Annotated in this window: 18 protein-coding genes and 2 pseudogenes; 9 read left to right on the plus strand and 11 right to left on the minus strand. The window is 57.2% G+C overall.

Annotation, left to right across the window (positions count from 1 at the left end; translation table 11 throughout):
• Positions 1-29: 29 nt before the first annotated feature.
• From HMPREF1008_RS09755 to HMPREF1008_RS01485, 6 genes are all read right to left on the minus strand, one after another.
• Complete coding sequence (locus HMPREF1008_RS09755; RefSeq protein ID WP_009278073.1) at positions 30-599, minus strand: hypothetical protein; 570 nt, start codon at positions 597-599, stop codon at positions 30-32.
• Positions 596-1849, minus strand: a complete 1254-nt coding sequence (locus HMPREF1008_RS01465) for a relaxase/mobilization nuclease domain-containing protein (RefSeq protein WP_009278074.1) — start codon at positions 1847-1849, stop codon at positions 596-598. Before HMPREF1008_RS01465 ends, HMPREF1008_RS09755 begins: the two co-directional genes overlap by 4 nt.
• Positions 1849-2271, minus strand: a complete 423-nt coding sequence (locus tag HMPREF1008_RS01470) for a hypothetical protein (RefSeq protein ID WP_009278075.1) — start codon at positions 2269-2271, stop codon at positions 1849-1851. Before HMPREF1008_RS01470 ends, HMPREF1008_RS01465 begins: the two co-directional genes overlap by 1 nt.
• Positions 2272-2493: 222 nt before the next feature.
• Entirely contained in the window at positions 2494-3450 is a 957-nt protein-coding gene (locus tag HMPREF1008_RS01475; RefSeq protein ID WP_009278076.1) for a ParB N-terminal domain-containing protein, read from the minus strand.
• Positions 3437-4204, minus strand: a complete 768-nt coding sequence (locus HMPREF1008_RS01480) for a ParA family protein (RefSeq protein ID WP_040656685.1) — start codon at positions 4202-4204, stop codon at positions 3437-3439. The genes HMPREF1008_RS01475 and HMPREF1008_RS01480 overlap by 14 nt, the downstream gene beginning before the upstream one ends.
• Before the next feature lie 249 nt (positions 4205-4453).
• Positions 4454-4819: a YraN family protein gene (locus tag HMPREF1008_RS01485; RefSeq protein WP_009278078.1), complete on the minus strand. Its 366-nt coding sequence runs from the start codon at positions 4817-4819 to the stop codon at positions 4454-4456.
• A gap of 448 nt (positions 4820-5267) precedes the next feature.
• Here HMPREF1008_RS01485 and HMPREF1008_RS01490 point away from each other — a divergent pair, with 448 nt between their 5' ends.
• The 7 genes and pseudogenes from HMPREF1008_RS01490 (at position 5268) to HMPREF1008_RS10730 (ending at position 15033) form a co-directional block, all read left to right on the plus strand.
• Entirely contained in the window at positions 5268-6248 is a 981-nt protein-coding gene (locus HMPREF1008_RS01490) for a YafY family protein (protein ID WP_009278079.1), read from the plus strand.
• Positions 6245-6925, plus strand: coding sequence for a hypothetical protein (locus tag HMPREF1008_RS01495; RefSeq protein WP_009278080.1), 681 nt, complete (start codon positions 6245-6247; stop codon positions 6923-6925). The genes HMPREF1008_RS01490 and HMPREF1008_RS01495 overlap by 4 nt, the downstream gene beginning before the upstream one ends.
• 94 nt (positions 6926-7019) lie before the next feature.
• A pseudogene (locus HMPREF1008_RS10570) lies at positions 7020-8438 on the plus strand (Eco57I restriction-modification methylase domain-containing protein).
• Between the two features lie 3 nt (positions 8439-8441).
• Positions 8442-11543 carry a GIY-YIG nuclease family protein gene (locus HMPREF1008_RS01505; protein ID WP_198003137.1) on the plus strand — a complete coding sequence of 1034 codons (3102 nt, stop codon included), beginning with the start codon at positions 8442-8444 and terminating at the stop codon, positions 11541-11543.
• Positions 11544-11596: 53 nt separating this feature from the next.
• Positions 11597-12904 carry a P-loop NTPase fold protein gene (locus HMPREF1008_RS01510; RefSeq protein ID WP_156797577.1) on the plus strand — a complete coding sequence of 436 codons (1308 nt, stop codon included), beginning with the start codon at positions 11597-11599 and terminating at the stop codon, positions 12902-12904.
• Positions 12905-12912: 8 nt separating this feature from the next.
• A pseudogene (locus HMPREF1008_RS10725) lies at positions 12913-13548 on the plus strand (DUF262 domain-containing protein); the annotation flags it as partial.
• A gap of 498 nt (positions 13549-14046) precedes the next feature.
• Positions 14047-15033, plus strand: coding sequence for an HNH endonuclease family protein (locus HMPREF1008_RS10730; protein ID WP_232202868.1), 987 nt, complete (start codon positions 14047-14049; stop codon positions 15031-15033).
• Positions 15034-15089: 56 nt separating this feature from the next.
• On the opposite strand, the gene HMPREF1008_RS01520 is transcribed toward HMPREF1008_RS10730, so the two are convergent.
• From HMPREF1008_RS01520 to HMPREF1008_RS01535, 4 genes are all read right to left on the minus strand, one after another.
• A complete protein-coding gene (locus tag HMPREF1008_RS01520; protein ID WP_009278086.1) occupies positions 15090-15542 on the minus strand; it encodes a hypothetical protein in 453 nt (150 codons plus the stop codon).
• An 88-nt stretch (positions 15543-15630) separates the two neighbouring features.
• Entirely contained in the window at positions 15631-15960 is a 330-nt protein-coding gene (locus HMPREF1008_RS01525) for a hypothetical protein (protein ID WP_198003138.1), read from the minus strand.
• Between the two features lie 40 nt (positions 15961-16000).
• Positions 16001-17071, minus strand: a complete 1071-nt coding sequence (locus HMPREF1008_RS01530; protein WP_009278088.1) for a site-specific integrase — start codon at positions 17069-17071, stop codon at positions 16001-16003.
• On the minus strand, positions 17058-17264 hold the full coding sequence (locus HMPREF1008_RS01535) for a hypothetical protein (protein WP_009278089.1): 207 nt from the start codon (positions 17262-17264) through the stop codon (positions 17058-17060). The genes HMPREF1008_RS01530 and HMPREF1008_RS01535 overlap by 14 nt, the downstream gene beginning before the upstream one ends.
• Positions 17265-17402: 138 nt before the next feature.
• On the opposite strand from HMPREF1008_RS01535, the gene HMPREF1008_RS01540 reads away from it, so the two are divergent.
• Entirely contained in the window at positions 17403-17816 is a 414-nt protein-coding gene (locus tag HMPREF1008_RS01540) for a helix-turn-helix domain-containing protein (RefSeq protein ID WP_009278090.1), read from the plus strand.
• A gap of 504 nt (positions 17817-18320) precedes the next feature.
• Here the strand turns inward: HMPREF1008_RS01540 and guaA are convergent.
• Positions 18321-19913 (minus strand): glutamine-hydrolyzing GMP synthase, encoded by a 1593-nt coding sequence (gene guaA, locus HMPREF1008_RS01545; protein ID WP_009278091.1) that lies wholly within the window; start codon positions 19911-19913, stop codon positions 18321-18323.
• A 241-nt stretch (positions 19914-20154) separates the two neighbouring features.
• On the opposite strand from guaA, the gene HMPREF1008_RS01550 reads away from it, so the two are divergent.
• Positions 20155-21609, plus strand: coding sequence for an LCP family protein (locus tag HMPREF1008_RS01550; protein WP_040656688.1), 1455 nt, complete (start codon positions 20155-20157; stop codon positions 21607-21609).
• Positions 21610-21629 lie beyond the last annotated feature (20 nt).

Raw genomic sequence — 21629 nt, forward strand, 5'->3', positions numbered from 1 at the left:
TCAGCCATCTGATGAACCCTGAGATGCACTTACCAATCAACTTCATCCATATCACCCCAATCCTCTGAAACGACTCTCTTGTCACCTTTCTCAGGCTGCGCCTCGGTCGTGCTCAGCGCGTATTCGACCACTTCCGCCGGTATCCCTGGGATCGCCGGCGTTTCTTCTTTCAGCTCCAGCGCCATGAAGACATGGAGTTTCGCTATTCGCTCCAGCACGCCGTCGTTGGAGGCTCCGATCCTCATGAGGGCGGCGGACTCGAACTCCCTCATGTTGCAGACCGAGTCGCTGATCCTTGCCACCACCATCTCTCCGTCGATGGTCACATCGCAGAGGTTCTTCGCCTCATCCGCGGTGGCAAGCAGGAACTTCCATCCTCGCGAGCGCCTTGCCGCCGGGATTCCTGTCGAGCCTTCCCTGTACTCGGCCTTGGCTGCGTAGTAGTTGGCTACCAGCCAGAGACCTTCCTCTTCGATGCCGTCGAGGCAGATCTCGAAATCCGTGAGTATGTTCTTGCCGTCAAAAGGTGCGCTTGCGACGTATGCAGAGGTGTCGAACACGTCTATCCGCCCGCCTGGGTACGTGATCCTCACGTTCATCGCTGGTTCCTCCTTCGCTGCTGCTCGCGCTGCCTTGCCGCCTGGCTACGCTGATCTTCCTGGCTTGTCCTGGACCTGCGCCTGTCGACGAGCTCCTCTTGCCTGTTCTCATACCTGACTTGCTGTGGCATGAGCTTGTGCTCGGCCATGTAGCCCTTTGCCTGCATGAGCCTCTTGGCGCCCTCGCTTCCGATCTGCCCTCGCCGGGAAAGGGTGGTAAGGCGGGCGTCGAACTCCTCCATGGACTCGATGTCGAACTTGGCACAGGTCTCAAGCGCTGCGGAGAGCTTTGAGAGGTCATCGAGGTCGTTGAGCTCGACGGCGCTTTCTGCGCGCTTTCTTATCTCCTCAACCGTCTTCTCGGTCGGCCTGTACGACGTTGACCTTTCGAAGCGTCGTTGCAGCATCTGTTTGCCGTACGTGAACCCGAGCCTCTCTCCGGAAACCTTCTTCGAGGGCTCGTCGGCAAGGGAGAAGATCCAATCGTCGCGGCGTGCCTTCTCGGAGTTGTCGGCAACGTGCACGTCCAATGCGTCGAGTATCCCGAAGAACTCCGCTTCGCTCGTTGCCGTCGTCTTCGCCAGGGCGACTCGGGATCTGATGTCGCCGACCCATGTGTACCCGCCAGCCTTCGCGATCTCCTTTTCCTGCCGTCCCAAGTAGACGTTCTGCCTGGTTCGCGGATGATTAACTTTATTCTTCTCGGTCGTTGAGACCTTGCTATCCGTGGGCTTCTTCTGGTTTGACAAGCCTGAAAGACCGCGCTCTCGCGCCATGTCCTGCAAGGCCCTGTTCAGGTCCTCCGGATGCTCGGTGTGCATCCTCCTGCCCGTTACCAGATTGGTGTTGTTGACTACGATGTGCGCGTGGGGAATCCCCTTGGCGTTGTCATCGTGGTAGACGATGGCTATCTCGTGATCGGGGAAGTATTTCAGCGCCCATTCCTTCGATAGCTCCCTCAATTTGTTCAGGTCGATGTCGTCATCGGGGTCTGGGGATAAGACGAAGTGCTTGAAAGTCCTTGCGGGCTTTCCGTGCCAGGGTTCGTCGTTGCCGTATGCCTCGCGGGTCGAGTCCATCTCGACGTCCCAGAGGACCAGCTCCTTCATGCCTCCATCGGCGTGCTCCATCTCCCTCTCATCCCATGAGAGGTTGAAGAAGTCCCTAGCTAAAGCACGCCCGTTCTTCTCGAGGTACCGGCGGATTCCCGCCGTCGACCCATGGCCGGATATCGGCTTCAGGATCGGCATTATCGGTCCGTCACCAGAGCAAGGCTTTGGATCTGCCCGAGCTCATAGACGAGTCTCTCGGCATTCCTGTTCACGGTAACGAGCTCCACCTCGATCTCCTCGGCTTTGGTTCCGATGTAGTCGCGGTCGATGGTGCCGCGTGCCACGTAGTAGTTGATGGAGTTCATCGCATGCACCGCTTGGTTGTAGTGATAACCCCACCTGGTGAGCTCCCTGGACATCGCGTTCAGGGCCTTGCGGTCGAGAAGGATGCAGTGCTCGGACTCGGGATTCTCCTCGGTTGCCAGCGGGATGCGGACAAGGTATCGCAGGTACTCGGACTTGCTGAGACCGGCCTCCGTGCAGCGCTGCTCGAGCTTCTCGTAGTCATCCTGGGCCATGCGGAAAGTGAGCCTCTGCTCCTTGTTGATCTTCTTTGCCATGGTTGTCTCCTATGGTTCTCCGCGTCTTGCGCGGGTAGTGGTTTTCTCAATTAAGGGGCGCGGGGGATCCCCCGCCAGGCAAGCCGCTTTTTATCAGTCTGCGGCTGCCTGTTCCTTCCAGGCGTACCCCGGAGCGAGCCTTTGCATAGCTCGCGACAAAGTTGCTCCAACGTGCCTGGAGCAAGTGCCATGAAGCGTCAGGACTTTGTCTGACGCCATAGGCTACTTGCTGGATTTGGCGCCTAACGCCCTGCGGGCATCAGGCGCGCATCTTTTGCCCTTGCCGCCGAAACGAGCGGTCAGGGCGGCTATCTTCTCGAGCTCGGAAAGGTCGAGGCTGCTGACGTTCCTGGGCGGGTTCTCGAGGTACGAGGCGATGAGGTTGCCCGCCTTGGCAAGCCTCGAGTCGGCCGTGCGGGTGCCGCTTGTCTGCTCTTTCACGTAGTCGGAGAGCTGTCGCTTGGTGACGCAGCCGCGCGACTTGGCGTCGTAGAGCTCGGCCTGCTTCTGTAACGGCATCTCCGCCAAGGTGTCGATCGCCTCGCCGGTGAGGTTGCCGGCGTTCGCCTCGCGTGCCCATTCAGGAGAGAGCGAGCTCTCAATCTTTCGGGCCATGCGCTCCTCGCGCTGGATGGTCTTGCCGGAGACCTTTCGCCCGGTCTGGCTCTCGATGATCTCGGCCTTGATGTCCTCGGTGCGCTTGCCCTTGTACGACTCGTCCGTATCGCGCAGGCGCTTGACCTCAAGCCCCAACGCGCTCGTTGCCGCGGCCCTCTCGCTGACGGTGAGGGCTCTCACGAAGTAGTTGGCGGTGTGAAGGAGCGTGATGGCCTGCTCGTCGCTGATTCTCTCGATGATGCGGCAGGGCATCTTCGCGTAGGCGGAATCGCTCTCCGCAAGCAATGCAAACGCGGCCTTGCGCCTGTGTCCCGAGATCATCTGCCATGAGCCGTCTGCCATCTTGCGCACCAACGGGATGTCGGTGAGGCCGCTCTCGGCGATGGATGCGGCGAGCTTTCGGATTGCCTCCCTGTCCATGGAGTAGGCGACGTTGGCGGGATGGTCTGCGATCGTCGAGACGTCGATCTCGACGACGGGGTAGCGCTCCCTGGTCCTCGACGACTCGTCCAGAAGGCCCGTGATGGAGAAGCCCTCTGCGATGTTTCTAGCCGAGCTCATCGAGCACCTCTTTCGCTAAGGCAGCGTAGTCGAGCGCGGGCCTGCTGCCGGGCTCGAACGCGGTGACGGGCATCCACTGCCAGCTGCCCTCGCACACCTTCGATGAGGCGTGGATGACCGTTGAGAACTGGGACTCGGGGAAGAACCTGTCCAGCACCTGCGCGCCCGTGGACTCGGCGTTGGTCATGCGGCCCGGCACGCAGGTTCTCAGTATCTTGAACCGGGGCGTCGGCATCCTCAGGGCCTCCGCGATGGACTTGGTGGCCTCGACGGTGAGCGCGGTGCCCCTCATGACGGTGGAGTCGAGCTTCACCGGTATGACGACGATGCCGCCGTCGGCTGCCGCCAAATAGGCGTTGAAGGCGAGGCTTTTCATGACCGGCGAGCAGTCTATGAGGCAGATGTCGAAGTCCGGCGCCGCGTCGTCGAGCGCGAACTTCAGGCGCTGCTCACGGAGCAGCAGCTCGTTCTGGTCCACCAGCTCGATGGTGGAGGGGACTACCCAGAGGTTGTCCTCGGCGGTCTGGTAGGCAACCTCGGATACCGGCATGCCGCCATAGAGCAAACCGATCGAAGTCTTGCCCTCAGCAGCGGCACGTTCATAGAGGCCGAAGTAGTCTGTGGCGGATGCCTGCGGATCGAGGTCGATCAACAGTACCCTGAGCCCTTGCGAGGCGAATATGCTGGCGAGGTTGACCGCGGTGGTCGTCTTGCCCACGCCTCCCTTGTAGTTGGATATGGCTATCGTGCGCATGGAAATCCCTTTCCTTCTTGTATCCTGCGCGGAGGTGATGTGGAAGATCCCTTGCGCAGTGACCGTCAGGTCATAATCGTACATTTTTGTCCGACAAATGAATCTTACCATAAAACGTACGATTATGTACGATGTAAGGAGGAAAGGTGCGCTGCGGAGATCCATGGGCATGGGCTCGGGGAGCGGGTAAACGAAAAGCCGGGCCCCCCGAAGGGTGCCCGGCCTCCTCCGAGGGAGGAGCGGAGGTCGCTACTCCTCCTCGGGTGCGGTGGATAGCTGGTTGATGTGATGGCGCAGGAGGGCGCGGTCCTCGCTCACGACCATCATCGAGATGGCGTCGAACCTGATGGCCGTGTCGCTGCGCTCGGGGTTCTCCGCGAGCCACTTGGCGGCGAGGGCCTCGCGCTTGCCTCGGGCGTTCTCCTCGGCGGGGAAGCCGTCGGTGCCGCGGGTCGCCTCGACGTCGACGAACACGATGGTGTCCTCGTCGGCTGCGATGATGTCGACGGTTCCGAATCCGTCGGGCGCCTCCCAGTTGGTGTCGAGGATCTCGTAGCCCCTGCGGTCCAGGAACCTCTCGGCTGCGGCGATTGCCTTCTCGTTCAAGTTCTTCATGGTATGACCTCCATAAGTCCTAGGCTCGCCCCTGTGGCTTGTTTTGTGACACGGAGGACGCATGGGTTCCGGGTCCGCTCAAGGGAGTAAAGCGAAACCGAAGGCAGAAGATGAAAACCCTCGGCGCTAGTTTTCCGAAGCGCAGCGGTTTTTTTCGGCAGGAGTGGGAACCTCCCTCCCACTGCCGAAAGAAATCGGAAAAGTATCGCGGCCCTTGGGCGGTGCCCGGGTTCCGTGCGAACGTGCGGGGAATAAGGAAAGCAGGGCGGGGCAGTTGCGTCGGAGGTCGTGGGGAACTGGCGAGAAGCCCCCGCTCGGAGCGTGCTACCGCTGGGACCTCGAGGCGACACTATGGGACACCCCTCATTTCAGAAACGCCGGGTTTGCAGTAGAATGGAGAGATGGAGTTTGTCCGACAATTCGGGGTATCCGAGGCGGTGGTCGTCCCGTGACGTACAACAACAAGGCCAAGCTCAAGACCCTCTACGTGAAGCAGATCCTCGAGGAGGAGACCGACGCCGAGCACGGGCTGTCGATGAGGCAGATCATAGAGAGGCTGGAGCAGTTCGATATCAAGGCGGAGCGCAAGAGCGTCTACCGCGATATCGAGGTGCTCAGAGAGTTCGGATGTGACATCCGCTCCTACCAGAGGAACCCAGTGGAGTACGCGCTGATTCGGCGCCAGTTCAAGCTCCCCGAGCTCATGCTCATGGTCGACGCTGTGCAATCCAGCAAGGCGCTCACGGTGCGGCAGAGCAATGCGCTTGTCACTAACATCAAACTTCTAGCAAGCGACCACGAGAGGGCGCTGCTTGAGAGGCGCATCCACGTTCCGGGCCGCATCAAGACGAAGGCAGACTGCGTCTTCGGAAACGTCGATGTCATCCACGATGCCATGAGGCTTCGCCGCAAGGTGGAGTTCACCTACTACCGCAGAGATGCCGATGGCGAGAGGTGTGCGACCAGGGACGGCAGGCCGCACGTTGTCACTCCGGTGGGCATCGCCTATGCGGACGGCTTCTACTACCTTACCGCCTGGGACGACGACCACGAAAACATGGTGGAGTACCGCCTGGACCGCATGGGAAAGGCCAGGGTGTCCGATAGTCAGGCCTCGCGAAACGCCGAGATAGACCATCATGTCTACGATGAGGACAAGTACGAGCGCTTCGGTCGGTTCAGTGGCGAGGAGGTAACAGCCAGGCTCGAGGTGAGGGCGGATAAGGTCGAGATCGTCCTGGACCGCTTCGGCGATGGTGCCGAGATTTCGAAGGTCGATGACGAGACCGCCAAGGCCTTCGTGAAGGTCCGCAAGAGCGAGCAGTTCTTCGGCTGGATCGCGGGCATGGGAAACACAGTGAAGATCGCCGGGCCGCAAAGCCTGGTTGACGAATATAAGAATTACCTTAAGGGACTGATTGAAGAATGAGTCAAGTTAAGTCAAAAGAGCGCGTAGCCGACCACGGCGAGGTGTTCACGAACGAGCGCGAGGTTAACGCGATGCTTGACATGGTCGAGCAAGAGACCGAGCGCATCGACTCGCGATTCCTCGAGCCGGCGTGCGGCGACGGCAACTTCCTGGCGGAGATTCTCCGCCGAAAGCTTGCCGTTGTGAAGCAGCGCTACGGCAAAAGCGTGAGTGAATACGAGAAATACTGCTTCGTGGCAGTTGGCAGCATCTACGGAGTCGAGCTGCTTCAGGACAATGCGGCGGACTGTCGCGACCGCCTCTACGACATCGTTGAATGCGAGTACATGCGCGTCTGCAAGAAAAAGCCGAACCCGAAGTTCCTACTGGCAATCCGATATGTGATCGAGCGCAATATTCTATGTGGCGACGCTCTGACTCTTCTTCAGGACGATGGAGAGCCAATCATCTTCACTGAGTGGTCCATGGCTATGGGTATCAAGGTAAAACGCCGCGACTTCAGGCTCGACGAGATGCTTGAAGGTAATGTCGACCACGGAGAGACCATGAGTCTTTTCGGCTCAAGTGGTAATGCAACCACGGAGTGGGAGTTTGACGAGGAAACTCAGACATACATCCCTCTTCCTATCAAGGAGTACCCGCTGACAAGCTTCTACGAGGTGGTGGACTATGAGTAGTCTGTTTGAAACAACGTACAACCCGGACGTGCTCAGCTGCATAGCGAACCTGAGTAACGATGAAGTCTTTACGCCGCCCGAGGTTGCAAACCAAATGCTGGACCTTCTACCTGAGGAACTTTGGTCAGACCCAGACGCAACCTTCCTGGATCCCGCTTGTAAGTCGGGCGTGTTTCTGAGGGAGATCGCAAAGCGTCTTATCGACGGCCTTGAGGGCGAGTTCCCAAACTTGGAAGAGCGATTAGAGCATATCTTTAAGAATCAGCTTTATGGTATGGCAATCACTGAACTAACCAGCTTGCTTTCTCGCCGCAGCGTTTATTGCTCGAAGTATCCGACTAGCGTTTATTCGGTGGTTAGGTTCGATAACCCTGAAGGGAATATTGACTACAAACATCTTGATCACACCTGGTCTGGTGGACGTTGTAAATACTGTGGAGCTACTGAGTCGGAATACAACCGCGATGAGGCTCTTGAATCATACGCGTATGAATTCATTCATCTAGATAATCCTGAAAGAGTGTTTGATATGAAGTTCGATGTTGTTATTGGCAACCCTCCCTACCAACTTAGCGATGGCGGAAATGGTGCTAGCGCGAGCCCGATTTACCATCGCTTTATTGAGCAGGCTATCAAACTCAATCCGCGCTATCTGGTGATGATTACTCCATCTAGGTAGTTCTCCGGAGGAAAGGGGCTCGATTCTTTCCGCGGCACCATGATGAATGACAAAAGAATCAGAAAAATTGTTGATTACATTAATGCGAAAGATTGCTTTCCGCAAAACAGCGTAAGCGGCGGTGTGAACTATTTCCTTTGGGATAGAGATCATGAAGGCGAATGCGGGTTCACTACAAACTTGGGCGGTAAGACTACAACAATGGTTCGATCTTTAAATGAGTTTGACTCGTTTGTTCGGTACAACGAGGCCGTTGAGATTATTCACAAAATTGTTTCGAAGTGCAAAACCGATAATCTAGGATTTCTGTCGGCGGAGGTTACTTCACGTAATCCGTTTGGCCTCCCGACATCAACTCGTGGCGCGGAAACGCAATCCCCAGATGACGTCCTTATGGTTTCGTCCAAAGGCAGAAGCTACGTTCCTCGTTCAAGCGTTGAAAAAGGTTTTGAGTTGATTGACGCTTACAAGGTTCTTATTAGTCGTATTACTTATGAGCATGCTGGCGAGCCAGATAAAGAAGGCAAGTTAAGAGTTCTGTCAAAGATCGAGGTTTTGAAACCGGGTGAAGTCTGTACTGACTCGTATTTAATATGCGGAAAATTCTCGACCGAGCAAGAAGCAGATAACCTCGCCGCTTATCTCAAAACGAAATTCGCGAGACTGCTCGTTTCGCAAACGCTCTCCTCGATTAACCTGAATAAGGATAAATTCTGCTTTGTTCCTTGCGTTGACTTCGCTACCCCAATTTCTGAGGAAAAGCTATATTCGCAATTCGCATTAAGCGATGAGAACGTAGCGTTTATTAACTCTCTGATTCACTCGATGGAATAAGTGATGGCAATGCTTGAGACATATTTCCCCCAAAAACCTGATTCGAAACCGTACATTTATGCCTATTCGGATTCGAATCCTGCATATGACGGGATGCTGAAAGTTGGCTATACGTCCGTCGATGTTGAGCAACGTGTAGCCGATCAATATCCAACACTAAAGCCCGGAGAAAAACCGTTCTCTATCGTTTTCTCGGAGCCTGCGGTTCGCAATGACGGCACCTCATTCATGGACCATGAAGTCCATGACGCACTTGTTCGCATGGGTTATAGGAGACTCAGGGATAAAGACGGAAAAATAACCGAGTGGTTTAAGTGCTCAGCTTCAGACGTTCGTGCAGCATGGATTGCTGTTCGTGATCGCAAGGAGAACATCGAAAAGCGCGACCAGGACTTTTCCATGCGTCCCGAGCAAGAAGCTGCCGTCGACAAGACCATTGCTTACTTCAGGTCGATTAACGCTGAGAACCCTGCACGTACTCCAAAGTTTCTCTGGAACGCTAAGATGCGTTTTGGTAAAACTTTTGCCACCTATCAGCTGGCTAAAAAAATGGGTTTCAAGCGTGTGCTGGTGCTTACCTTCAAGCCCGCTGTCCGCAGCGCATGGCATGACGACTTAGCTCGTCACGTAGATTTCGAGGGTTGGCAGTTCGTTACCCGCGAGGGCCTCCAATACGAGGACGCAGACTTTAACAGGCCAATCGTCTGCTTCGGTTCCTTCCAGGACTTTCTCGGCAAGGATAAGAACACTGGCAGCATCAAGCCACGCAACGAGTGGGTGCACCTCGAGCACTGGGACCTCGTCGTTTTTGACGAATATCACTTCGGAGCATGGAACGAAAACTCAAAGAGCCTCTTTGCCCTTGACGACGATGACGAGAAGAGCACGGCCGAAGCATCTAACACCGGTGATGGTTATGATGAGTCCTGGTTGCCTATCGAGACCGATTACTACCTGTTCCTCTCGGGTACTCCGTTCCGCGCATTGAATTCTGGCGAGCTTATCGAAGAGCAGATCTTCAACTGGACTTACTCCGACGAGCAGCGCGAGAAGGGGAATTGGGATAAGGTTAACCCCGGCAAGCCCAACCCCTACATCACCCTGCCGCGCATGGTCCTCATGACCTACCAGATGCCAGACGAGATCGTGAGCATCGCTCGCGGCGGGGAGTACGATTCCTTCGATCTGAACGCGTTCTTCGAGGCAGAGGGCAAGGGTGCGGAAGCCGAGTTCGTCTTCAAGGAGTACGTGCAGAAGTGGCTCGACCTTATTCGTGGCGCCTACTCAGCTACCACCTTGGATAACCTGAAGCAGGGTGCGGAGAAGCCTCCTGTACCGTTTAGCCATGTTCCGTTGCTTAACGTGTTGAACCATACTCTTTGGTACCTTCCGAGGGTCAATAGCTGCCATGCCATGGCAAACCTTCTCAAGGAACCCCAAAATGCTTTCTACCACGACTACACGGTGAACGTCTGCGCAGGAGCGGAGGCGGGCATCGGTGCGGCCGCGCTCGACAAGGTTCAAGAATCCATGGAGAATCCGCTGGACTCCAAGACCATTACGCTCACGTGTGGCAAGCTCACCACCGGCGTTACGGTCAAGCCTTGGACAGGCATTTTCATGCTTACCGGCATTGGCACGCCGGAAGCCTACTTCCAGAGCACCTTCCGCGTCCAGAGCCCCTGGACTATTGGCGAAGGTGATGAGCGCGAAATCGTAAAGAACGAGTGCTACGTCTTCGACTTCGCTCTGGACCGCGCGCTGCGCATGGTCTCCGACTACAGCTGCCGCCTCTCCATTCAGGAGACGGGACCCGAGCAGAAGGTGGGCGAGTTCATCAATTTCCTGCCTGTGCTCGCATATGACGGAAGCGCCATGAGGCAGGTCTCTGCAGCCGACATCCTCGACATTGCTATGGCCGGCACCAGCGCCACGCTGCTCGCACGACACTGGGAGAGTGCGCTTCTGGTCAACGTGGATAACGACACGTTGTGGCGCCTGCTCGCCAACGAGGAAGCTATCAACGCGCTGATGAGCATTGAGGGCTTCCGTAACCTCAATCAAGACATCGAGACCATTATCAACAAGTCCGAGGCGGTGAAGAAGGCGCGCAAGGAGGCTGAGAAGCTCACTCCGAAGGAGAAGAAGGAGCTCTCCGACGAGGAAAAGGAGTTCAAGTCCAAGCGCAAGGAAATCCAGGAGAAGCTGATCAAGTTCGCCACGCGCATCCCTGTCTTCATGTATCTCACCGACTACCGCGAGGAGACGCTCAAGGATGTCATCACCCAGCTGGAGCCCGGCTTGTTCAAGAAGGTCATGGGCCTGGATGTTAAGGACTTCGAGCTGCTCACCACGCTCGGCGTGTTCAACGACGGCCTCATGAACGACGCTGTCTACAAGTTCCGCCGCTACGAGGACTCCAGCCTGTCCTACACCGGCATCAACAAGCACGAGGGCGAGCGCGTCGGTCTGTTCGACACCAGCCTCTCCGAGTACGAGTACCTCGAGCTTGCTCAAGAAGAATCCATGGTTACGCCTGAGGGCTTCGCCAAGAAAGTGTCTTCTGAACCCAAGCCTGCGAAGAAGCAGCCCGTTGTGCGCAAAGAAAAACCAGCTGCAAAGACTGCAGCTCCTGCTGAGAAGCGCGCTGTCGAGCCCAAGCCCGCAAAGCGCGACTGGATCATCGAGCAGCTCGAGAAGGCGAATGCCAAGCCTATTGACCTGCGCGAATCCGACGGTTGCCTGTGGGTAATCGGTGGCGGCGAGCTTGATGCCCTTATGAAGGAGCTCAAGGAACAGGGCGCTGAGTTCAAGTACAGCCTCCGTGGCGGCAATGCCACGGACAATCGCAGCGCATGGTGGATCAAGGGCTATCCAGAGAAGGTCGAGCCCAAGGACGAGCCACAGGGAATCAGCGAGGAACAGCTCGCCTCTATCGAGCCCGGTTCTTTGGTGTTCCATAAGGCGTTTGGCTATGGCGAGGTGCTCGACCTTGACGACTCCTACATCGCCATCGCATTCGACAACGATGACAAGAAAAAGAAGCCATACCGCAAGCTGGTGTTCCCCGGAACCTTCTACCAGGGTATCTTGCAGATTGGATAGCCGCTGTGAGAAGAATAGATGCAGTCCCTGATAGAAACGTGTTGGTTAAGTGCATGCGTGACGATCAGCTCGGGCGCAACACGGACCTAATAGAGTTTGCCGGGATTCTTGATTCCCTTGAGGGGGGATTCTCGCTGTTTCTTGATGCGGAGTGGGGCAGCGGAAAAACCTTTTTCGTAAAGCAGCTAATCTGCCTGCTTGAAGAGTCAAATCCCTTCATAGGGTCGCCTGGCGATCTTTCGGATTTGATGGCAGAAGACGCGCCACTTGCGCGTTTTTCGAGCCTGGATGGATATTTGCCCGTTTACTACAACGCCTGGGAAAATGATCATTGGGATGACCCACTGCCTTCGTTGGCTGCTGCAATAGCCCTGCAGGGTGACATGAGCGCTTCTTTCAGAAGCGATACGGAAGCTTCTGAAAAAATTGCCGGTTCGTTGGACGCGATTCTTGGCATATTTGGCCGAAGTGGCTTCAGTACTTTAAGAGAAGCCTTTACCGGAAAAGATTTGATAGAAGCCTATCGAGAGAGGGAATCGCTCAGGCTGTCTGTTTCGCGGCTGGTAGACTCCGTGCTTCCTGAAAAAGCGAACACCCTGCTTCTCCTAATCGACGAGCTCGATCGGTGTCGTCCTTCTTTCGCCATGAGAGTGCTCGAGCAGTTGAAGAACCTTTTTGTTGACGAGCGCGTAGTTGTTGTTTACTCGGTCAACTCCGCTCAGTTGTCCCATGTTGTTGAGGGGATGTATGGTCAGGAATTCGACGGTCAGCGCTATTTGTCTCGCTTTTACGATCTCTCGGTCCCATTAAGAAAGGTCGACGCGTCCAAGCATTTGCAGGTATCCGGACTACTGAAGACTTCCAATCGATTTGATGTCATCGCATATGACCTAACCGAAGCATATTCAATGACAATGAGAGATACGAATAGGTACCTTACGGAGCTATTGAGGGTTCGTCCGCAGGTGATAGAGAGCCGCAATGGCTTTGGGAACGACTGGATTTCCGCATTTGCCGATGCTGGGCTTGCTCCAGTTATGCTTGCTCTTAAAACCGTAGACCCCGATTCCTATAAATCGGTGACTCAGCAATTTGATATTCAGACCTTGTACGATACCTTCGCTCTCAGCGATAGTGCGATGGACTTTATGGATGCGACCTGGGGCTCGTATATCAAACTTGATTCCGAAAAAGAACTGTCTAAAGAAGATAGGCAAGCGGCAAGGATGGAACTCCTTGAAGCTCTCGTGTATTGGATTTGGTGCAACGACAGTAATAACCCGAAACGCCAAAATGCCTACCGCATTATTGGCGGCAGCTGGAGTTTTGACTCTCTCCCGCGTCTAGCAAGAATTATCTAGGAGGCTCAATGAAGGGCGAAGAAAGATATCTACTGAATCTCCTCGAGGGGACCAAAACGAGATTCGTCATACCTGTGTACCAGCGCAATTACGACTGGAAGCTTGAGCAGTGCAAGCAGTTGTTCGACGACCTCGAGGAGCTGGTTCATGAGGGCGGGGAATCGCACTTCTTCGGCAGCATCGTCTCCAAGGCCGACGGAGACGTCCGCGTAATCATTGACGGCCAGCAGCGTATCACCACTTCCTACCTTCTTCTCCTTGCGTTAGTTAAGTAGCTTCGCGACGGCGGGATAACCTCCGAAGACGAGAGCCTTGCCGACATGGTTAACGAGGAGTATCTGATCGACAAATGGCACAAGTCCGAGAGGAAGCTGAAGCTCAAGCTGATCAAGGACGACCAGGCAGCCTTCGAGGCCGTATACGCCGGCGATCCGGACAAGTTCGTCCAGAATTCAAACGTCACCCAGAACTACCTCTTCTTCTGCAATCGCATTAAGGCGTCGCAGTTGGATGCGGACCAACTGAAGGGCGCCATCGAGAAGCTGATGATCATCGACATCAAGCTCGACAAGGAGGACGATGCTCAGAGAATCTTCGAGAGCCTCAACTCGACAGGCCTTGATTTGAGCGAAGGTGACAAGATTAGGAACTTCATCCTGATGGGCCTCGACCCTGAGACCCAGGAGATTTGCTACGAGAAGTACTGGAACGGAATCGAGAAGAACACCGGCTACGAGGTGAGCTCCTTCGCTAGGGACTGGCTTGCGGCCATCCGCAGGAAGACGCCTGCGATCAAGAAGGTCTACACCACCTTCAAGGACTATGTGAAGAGCCAGGGATTCGACACCGCTGAGCTGCTTGCAGAGTTGCTCAAATACTCGGACCATTACCGCGTCATCACGAAGGCGAGCTCGGGCAACCACAAGATCGACGCCGTTCTCAGACGTCTCAACCTGCTCGACGCATCCGTTATGCGTCCGTACTCGCTCAATCTTTTCGAATGCAGAAGGCAAGGCGACGTGAGTGACAACGAGGTCGTGGCATCACTTCTCGCCGTGGAGAGCTACCTGTTCCGACGCTGGGTCTGCAAGGTTCCCGCGAATGCATTGAACAAAGCCTTCGAGACACTTCACGGAGAGGTCATGCGCGGCGTCAAGGAAGACGGCTGCTATCCGGAAGTTCTAAAGAAGGTTCTGCTGTCCAAGGAGGGCAGCGGCCACTTCCCGGACGACAAGGAGTTCATCGCCGCCTACGCGGAGCGCGACTTCTACCGTATCGGCGGCTACAGGTACTACTTGTACGACCGACTCGAGAACGGCGACAGTCTGGAGTACGTGAACGTCGTCGAGAACCTGCGCGACGAGGTGTTCAGCGTCGAGCACCTCATGCCCCAGACGCTTTCGAGCAGCTGGTTGGCTGACCTCGGTGAGGACCATGAGGCAATCCATGAACGCTGGTTGAACAGCATGGCCAACCTGACCCTGACGGCGTACAACTCCAAGTACAGCAACAGGAGATTCGTCGAGAAGAGAGACATGGAGGACGGCTTCAAGGACTCTGGCTTTAGAATCAACAAGTACGTGAGCCTGCAGGACGTGTGGGGAGAGAAGCAGCTTGAGGAGCGCGACGAGCTTATGCGCGAGAAGTTCCTCTCATTGTGGCCGATGATCTCCTCAGACTTCGAGTGGAGCAACGACGTCTACGACGAGCACGAGCTTGACGACGACTTCGACTTCTCGGGCCGCAAGATCGCCGCATACACCTTCATGGGCTCCCGTTTCACAACGAAGAACTGGGCTGAGATGATCTGCGGCGTCTTGTCCATGGTTTACGAGATGGACCCTGTAGTGTTCCATAAGTTCGTGCCGGAAGGATCTGACTTCCCTGGGCGCTACTTCTCCTGGAAGCAGGACGGGCATCCGTTCAAGGTGGGCGAAGGCATCTACTTCAATGCAGGAAGCTCTACCTCCACAAAGATCGAAGCCTTGAAGATCATCTTTGAGGCCGCAGGGCTTGAGGGATCCGACCTTTCCTTCGAGCTATACAAGGTGAAGCCCGAGGTGGAGGATGACTTGCCGACGTTCCCGAAGGCCGATGACGTTTTCGTTGGCGGTAAGGTCGAGATCTAGAATCTTGCGCATAACCAGCGAGGCTGACCGCAATCAGCGGCCAGCCTCGCTTTCTTTTACTTTTCAATTAGCTGCAATGCAAACTCGTGGTCTTCAAGCTCAAAATGCACTGTATCACCGGGACCGCAAGGGCGATCAACGCAAATCATCTTCTCGCCACAGCAGTCCTCGAGTTCGCTGACCCTATGCCAATAAATGCACTCTTCCTCATGGGAGGTACTGTCGTGGCAGAGCTGATCGAGGGCATCGCCCTTATGAAGAATCGCTCGCAGCGACATCCTTTCTTGGTCGATGTTGATCGACAGGTCATACTCTTCGAAGCGCAACACAACCGGGAAATGATAATCGAAACCCGCGAATGCATTGCTTGTCGCAAATGCTTCAACGAAATACTGATCTTTGAGGACCTTGTCGAGAGTGATCCAGTCTTGAGGTTCCTCGCTTTTACCTATCTCGTCTAGGAGCGCCGAATTCATCGCGATGGATACCTGCTTCTTCTTATGTCTCATCGCGCCTCCGCTCTAATCTTCATCGTTCGCCACGGATTCTAAGCTCACAGCTAAACCGGCGTAGTCCTTACAAAAGGACACCCCTTTTCTAGTTGCGCTCAAGGTTCCACATGCTCTGGTTCTCCTGGTCGACCCGTGCCTCCTCCTCGGCTGGCTTCAGATCGTTGAACTCCTCGGCAAGCATCTGGATAACGGCCTCCATCTCGGCGTCCAGATTGTCTCCTGCACGGATTCTGAGCAACTGCTGGTAGATTTGCGCCATGGAGTCCTTCAAGGCCTTGTGAACCCTCACAGAGGGTTGCACGACCACTTCCATGTCCATAAGCTTGCGGTAGATGTACTCCTGGCGGCCAAGTCCAGAGAGCGCTATCCTCTCGCAAACGAGGTCGTACTCCTCCGGCGTGAGCCTGAACGCCATGGTCTTGCTTCGCGCGCGACCCGTTCTTGAATGTTGCATCTTATCCTTCCCTCAGGTTGTCGAGCGCATTTGCCATCTCGACCTGCTTCGTGGGGAACAGGTGGGCGTAGCGGTAGGTGATGTCAATGCTCTCATGGCCGACCCTCTCTGCTATGGCGAATGCCGTGAACCCCATATTGATGAGCAGGGAGACGTGGCTGTGCCTGAGGTCGTGTATGCGGATGCGCTTCACGCCGCTGGCCTCGCATCCTCGCTTCATCTCATGGCTGAGGAAGTTCTTCGTCACCGCGAAGATCCTGTCGTGCGGGTCCAGGTCGTCCCTCATCTCCAGGAAGTCCCGCATTTCCTCGTTGAGGAACCGGGGGATGGATATCTTCCTGATGGACTTGGGCGTCTTTGGGTCGGTGATGGTGTCCACGCCCCTCAAGCGCTGGTACGACTTGGTGACGCTGAGTTCCGCGGTTTCCAGGTCGAAGTCGGCGGGAGTCAGAGCCAGCAGCTCGCCCTCGCGGATGCCCGTCCAGTACAGCAGCTCGAACGCATGAAACGACAACGGCTTGTCCATGACGGCCTCCGAGAACCTCAGGTACTCGTCCTTGGTCCAGAACACCATCTCTCCGCCCTTCGAGGAACCCATGCGCGTCGTCTTGGACACGGGGTTCTGTGGCAGGTCGTAGTAGCGCTCCGCGTGGTTGAATATGGCGCTCAGCTGGTTGTTGATGGTTCTCAGGTAGGTTGGGGAGTACGGCTCTCCGTCCTTGTTCCTGTGCTCGATCAGCTCGTTCTGCCAGCGCACGATGTCCACCGGCTTGATCTCGCTCATGCGCATGTTGCCGAAGAACGGGGTGATCTTGTCGGCAATGATGTACTCCTTGGTCATCCAGGTGTGCTCCCTGATGCGAGGTTTTATCTCGGTGGCGTACACTTCGACGAAATCCTTGAAGGCCATGTCCATGGTGCCCAGATGGGAGGACCTGAAGTCCTTCTCCCACAGCAGGGCCTCCAGTTCGGTGGGGAAACCCCTTTTCGTCTTGTGCCTCTTGGTGCCCCTGCCGTCGCGGTAGAAGCACTGCACGTAGAACGTGCCGTTCTCGCTTCTATATACGGGCATCTTCATCACCTGCGAAGTACCTGCGCTCAAAGTGGTCGGACCTTACGCGGCCCTTCAGCACGGGGCGTCCCTTTGACTCCTGCTCGTCGTTCATCTCCCGGATGATTCGGTAGGCGTAGCTCCTTGACATGTTCAGCCGCTCGGCAACCTGATCGGCGTTCAGCATGGTCGGCTTCTTTTCCTCGTCGTGCAATGTCTCCTCCTAACATCGTACGTATTTGTACGTTATAGGATTGCATAGTAATCGTACGTATCCGTACTGTCAATAATTTGCGTACGTTTCTGTACGGTGCTAGAATTGCAACGTCTGCATTTCATCTAGGAGGAACCCGTGTCCACTGGCGACAAGATCAAGCACTACCGCAAGCTGCGCGGCATGTACCAGGGGGAACTGGCTGAGAAGGTCGGTCTCACTGAGGGGGCGATTCGCCACTACGAGAGCGGAGCTAGGACTCCGAAGCCGTCTCAGGTTGAAGACATCGCCAAGGCGCTGGACGTCTCGCCGCTGGTCCTGAGGGATTATGGTGTCGAGAGTGCGAGGGATCTGCTGGCACTCATGCTGCAGCTGGAGGACGAGTTCGGCATCGTGCCGGGCGAGGATGGCATGTCCTTCGCCGTCGATTCGAAGGCGCCCTCTGCGCCCAAGGCCGCCCAGATGCTGAAGACGTGGGCAGCCAAGAGGGAAGAGCTGGTTTCCGGCGAGATCTCCCAGGAGGAGTACGACGAGTGGAAGGCTCGCTTCTAGTTTTTACTCTTTCGGGATACAGTGGCTTTCACCCGGAAATCGGGCGTGTTTTAGAGTAAATCGAGGCTCTTGGGAATCGGTCCCAAGAGCCTTTTTCTATGCGGAAACGCCCAAGAATGGCGTCGGAGAGTAAATTTTTACTCTTAGCCCTGACCTGCGGTTTTGCTTGAAACCCACTTGATTTGGCCCTATTGAGTTTCACTTGAGTTTCAGGGGCGTTTTTGGGGCGGTGGGACAAACTACTGGGACAATTTACTCTCCGAAAATTCCTTTACTCTTCGTCCGCTGCATGTCGCCATGTTCGTGGTGTACGCGCTTTTAGAGTAAAAATGGCTGAAACAGCAGGTCAAAAGGCATAAAAAGCCCCCTGAAAACGTTGTTTCCAGGGGGTCCCGAAAGTTTTTACTCACCCAAAATCACAGGTGGCTTTACGCTTTTTCGTCCGTGGCGGCACACTGCGACACTCAACGGACGGAATTTCGATTGCGCAAAATCCGCTCCAGTTTACTCCCACTCTATCGTAGCTGGCGGTTTGGGCGTCACGTCGTAGACAACCCGGTTCACGCCCGGCACCTCTCCCACGATGCGGCTGCTGATCTTGCCCAGCACCTCGTAGGGAAGCTTCGCCCAGTCTGCGGTCATGGCGTCGCTCGACTCCACGGCGCGCACGATGATCGGTCGCGCGTACGTGCGCTCGTCTCCCATGACGCCGACGCTCTTGATGTCGGGCAGCACGGCGAAGTACTGCCAGCAGCTGTGCTCGCTGTTCCTCTCGCCCGTCTCCTCGAAGAGCCGCGCGTTGTACGCGTCCAGCTCCTCGCGCACGATGGCGTCGGCGTCGCGCAGGATGTCGAGCTTCTCGGGCGTGACGTCACCGATGATGCGAATGGCCAAGCCGGGCCCGGGGAAGGGCTGCCTGTACACCATGCCCGCAGGCAGGCCCAGGCTCACGCCCAGCTCGCGCACCTCGTCCTTGAAGAAGTGGTCCAGGGGCTCGATGAGGTCGAAGTGCACGCCCTCGGGGAAGGGAATCAGGTTGTGGTGGCTCTTGATGGTCGACGCCTTGCCGCCCGTCTTGCGCGCGCCGCTCTCGATGATGTCGGGGTAGATGGTGCCCTGCGCCAGCATCTCCACCCCACCGATCTTCTGGGCCTCCTCGAAGAAGACCTTCCAGAACTCGGTGCCGATCAGGCGCCTCTTCTGCTCGGGCTCGGTGACGCCCGCCAGCATCCTGGCGTAGCGCTCCTCGGCGTGCACGTGCACCAGGGGCACGTTGAACTGCTTGCGGAAGACCTGCTCCACCATCTCGGGCTCGCCTTTGCGCAGCAGGCCGTGGTTCACGAAGACGCAGGTGAGCTGGTCCCCGATGGCACGGTGCACAAGGGCTGCCACCACGGAGGAGTCCACCCCGCCCGAAAGTGCCAGGATCACCTTGCGCTCCCCCACCGCCTCGCGGATCTCGGTGACCTTCTGCTCGACGATGTTGTCCATCGTCCAGCTCTCCTCGAGCCCGCAGACGCCGAAGAGGAAGTTCCTCAGCATGTCCTGGCCGTGCTCGGTGTGGCGCACCTCGGGATGGAACTGCGTGGCGTAGAAGTTGCACTCGGGGCACTCCATGGCGGCGATGGGACAGGTCTCGGTGCTGGCGGTGACGGAGAAGCCCTCGGGCACCTGGCTCACGGCGTCGCGGTGGCTCATCCACACGGTCTGCCCGCCCTCGGGCGTGCCGTCGAGGATGCGCGCCTCGCCCTTGCGCACCAGCGTCGCGGGACCATACTCGCCCTTCTCGGTGTGGCCGACCCTGCCGCCCAGCTTGACGGCCATGATCTGCTGGCCGTAGCAGAAGCCCAGGATGGGGATGCCCAGCTCGAAGACGGCGGCGTCCATGTCGGGCGCGTCGTCCGCATACACGGAGGCGGGGCCACCGGACAGGATGATGGCGGAGGGTGCCATCTGTCTCAGCTCGTCGGCGGAGATGTCGCAGGGAACGATCTCTGAGTAGACGTGCAGGTCACGCACCCTACGTGCGATCAGCTGGCCGTACTGGGCGCCAAAGTCGAAGACCGCGACGAACTGTCCTGGCCTGGAAGCCTTCATTGCTGCTCCTGTTCTGTGCATGGGTTCGTGCCGCGACGCCGGACGGTGCGACGTCGCCATCGGTGCTGCTTTTTTCCGGTTCATTGTAGACCAGCGCAAAGGCCGAGTCGGATGCCTGCTAGCGTTTGTGTGCTTCATGCGCGCGCAGGCCACTGCGACTATTATTAGGTGGTTATACATGGAGGAATTCATACCCGGATTCCCTGCCCCAAAGAGCACGGTTAACGGTAAAGGAGCCCCCTTGGCCAAGAGCAGGAGTTCGCAGCCAGAACAGCTCGGAGCCCAGGAGCTCTCGCGCGAGGGGTCGCTGGAGCGCTACTCCCGCATGCGTCGCTCCCGCCGCCGCCACGCGGTGGTGCGGACCGTGCTCGTGACCCTGCTCGTTGCCATGGTCGCGCTGGGAACCACTGCCTGGACCTACGTCAGCAACATCAATGCCCAGCTCAACAAGGGCGTGAACAAGACCCTCTCGTCCGTGCTCAGCGACCACGAGGCCGGCGACCCCTTCTACATGCTGCTCCTGGGCATCGACAAGGACGAGTCGCGTGCCGGAGGCTCCGAGTACGGCAGCTCCGACAACGCGTATCGCTCCGACTCCATCATGCTGGTGCGCATCGACCCCCAGAACAAGAAGGTCACGCTCGTCTCCATCCACCGAGACACCCAGGTCAAGCTCGGCTCCAACGGCACCCAGAAGATCAACGCCGCCTACTCCATCGGCGGGGCGGCCTACGCCACCCAGGTCATATCGGACTTCGCGGGCGTGCCCATCTCGCACTACGCCGAGGTCGACATGGACGGCCTCGCTGCGGTCGTGGACCAGGTGGGTGGCGTCACCGTCGATCTGCCCGTGGACGTGAAGGACCCCGACTACACCGGCCTCGACCTCAAGGCAGGCCAGAACACCCTGGACGGCAGGACCGCGGCCCTTCTCTGTCGCGCCCGCCACGCCTACGACGTCTACGGCGACGGGGACCGCTATCGTGCCGCCAACCAGCGCATCGTGATCAGCGCCGTGGTCCAGAAGGTGCTGGCGAGCAACCCCCTGACGCTCGCGTCCACGGTGTCGACCCTCGCCGGCTACGTCACCACCGACATGGACGTGTCGTCGATCGCCAGCCTCTCGACCCAGTTCCTTGGCATGGACGTCAACAGCGACATCATGAGCGGCATGGAACCCACGACGCCGGAGTACGTCAACGACACCTGGTACGAAGTCTGCGACACTGCCGCCTGGAAGAAGATGATGGACCGCGTCAACAGGGGCCTCAGCCCCTACGAGGACGGCGACCAAGACCTGGCGAGCGACGCCTCGGCGCGGATCGGCGACAACAGCTCCAACGCAAGTTCGACCGCCGCGACCACCCAGGGTGATTCGACAGGCGAGAAGAACGCCTCTACATCCTCCGACGTCGAGCCCAGCTACACGGGCAGTGTGCTCGTGCTCAACGGCACCCACACCGACGGCCTCGCGGGCAAGACTGCGGACAAGCTGGACGGGGCGGGCTTTGGCGCCAGCTCCGGTAACGCCGGGGCGAGCGTTCAGACCACGACCATCACCTACACGACGGGCCACGAGGCAGAGGCGGCGGGAGTCGCGCGGACGCTCGGGCTCAAGGTCACATACAAGGAGAGCAACGACAGCCAGTACGACGGCTACGATGTCGTGGTCACCCTTGGGGTCGACTACGAGTAGATAGCGATGCGGAGCTAGCC

The organism is Olsenella sp. oral taxon 809 str. F0356 (genome assembly GCF_000233535.1).
Lineage (GTDB): Bacteria > Actinomycetota > Coriobacteriia > Coriobacteriales > Atopobiaceae > Olsenella_I > Olsenella_I phocaeensis.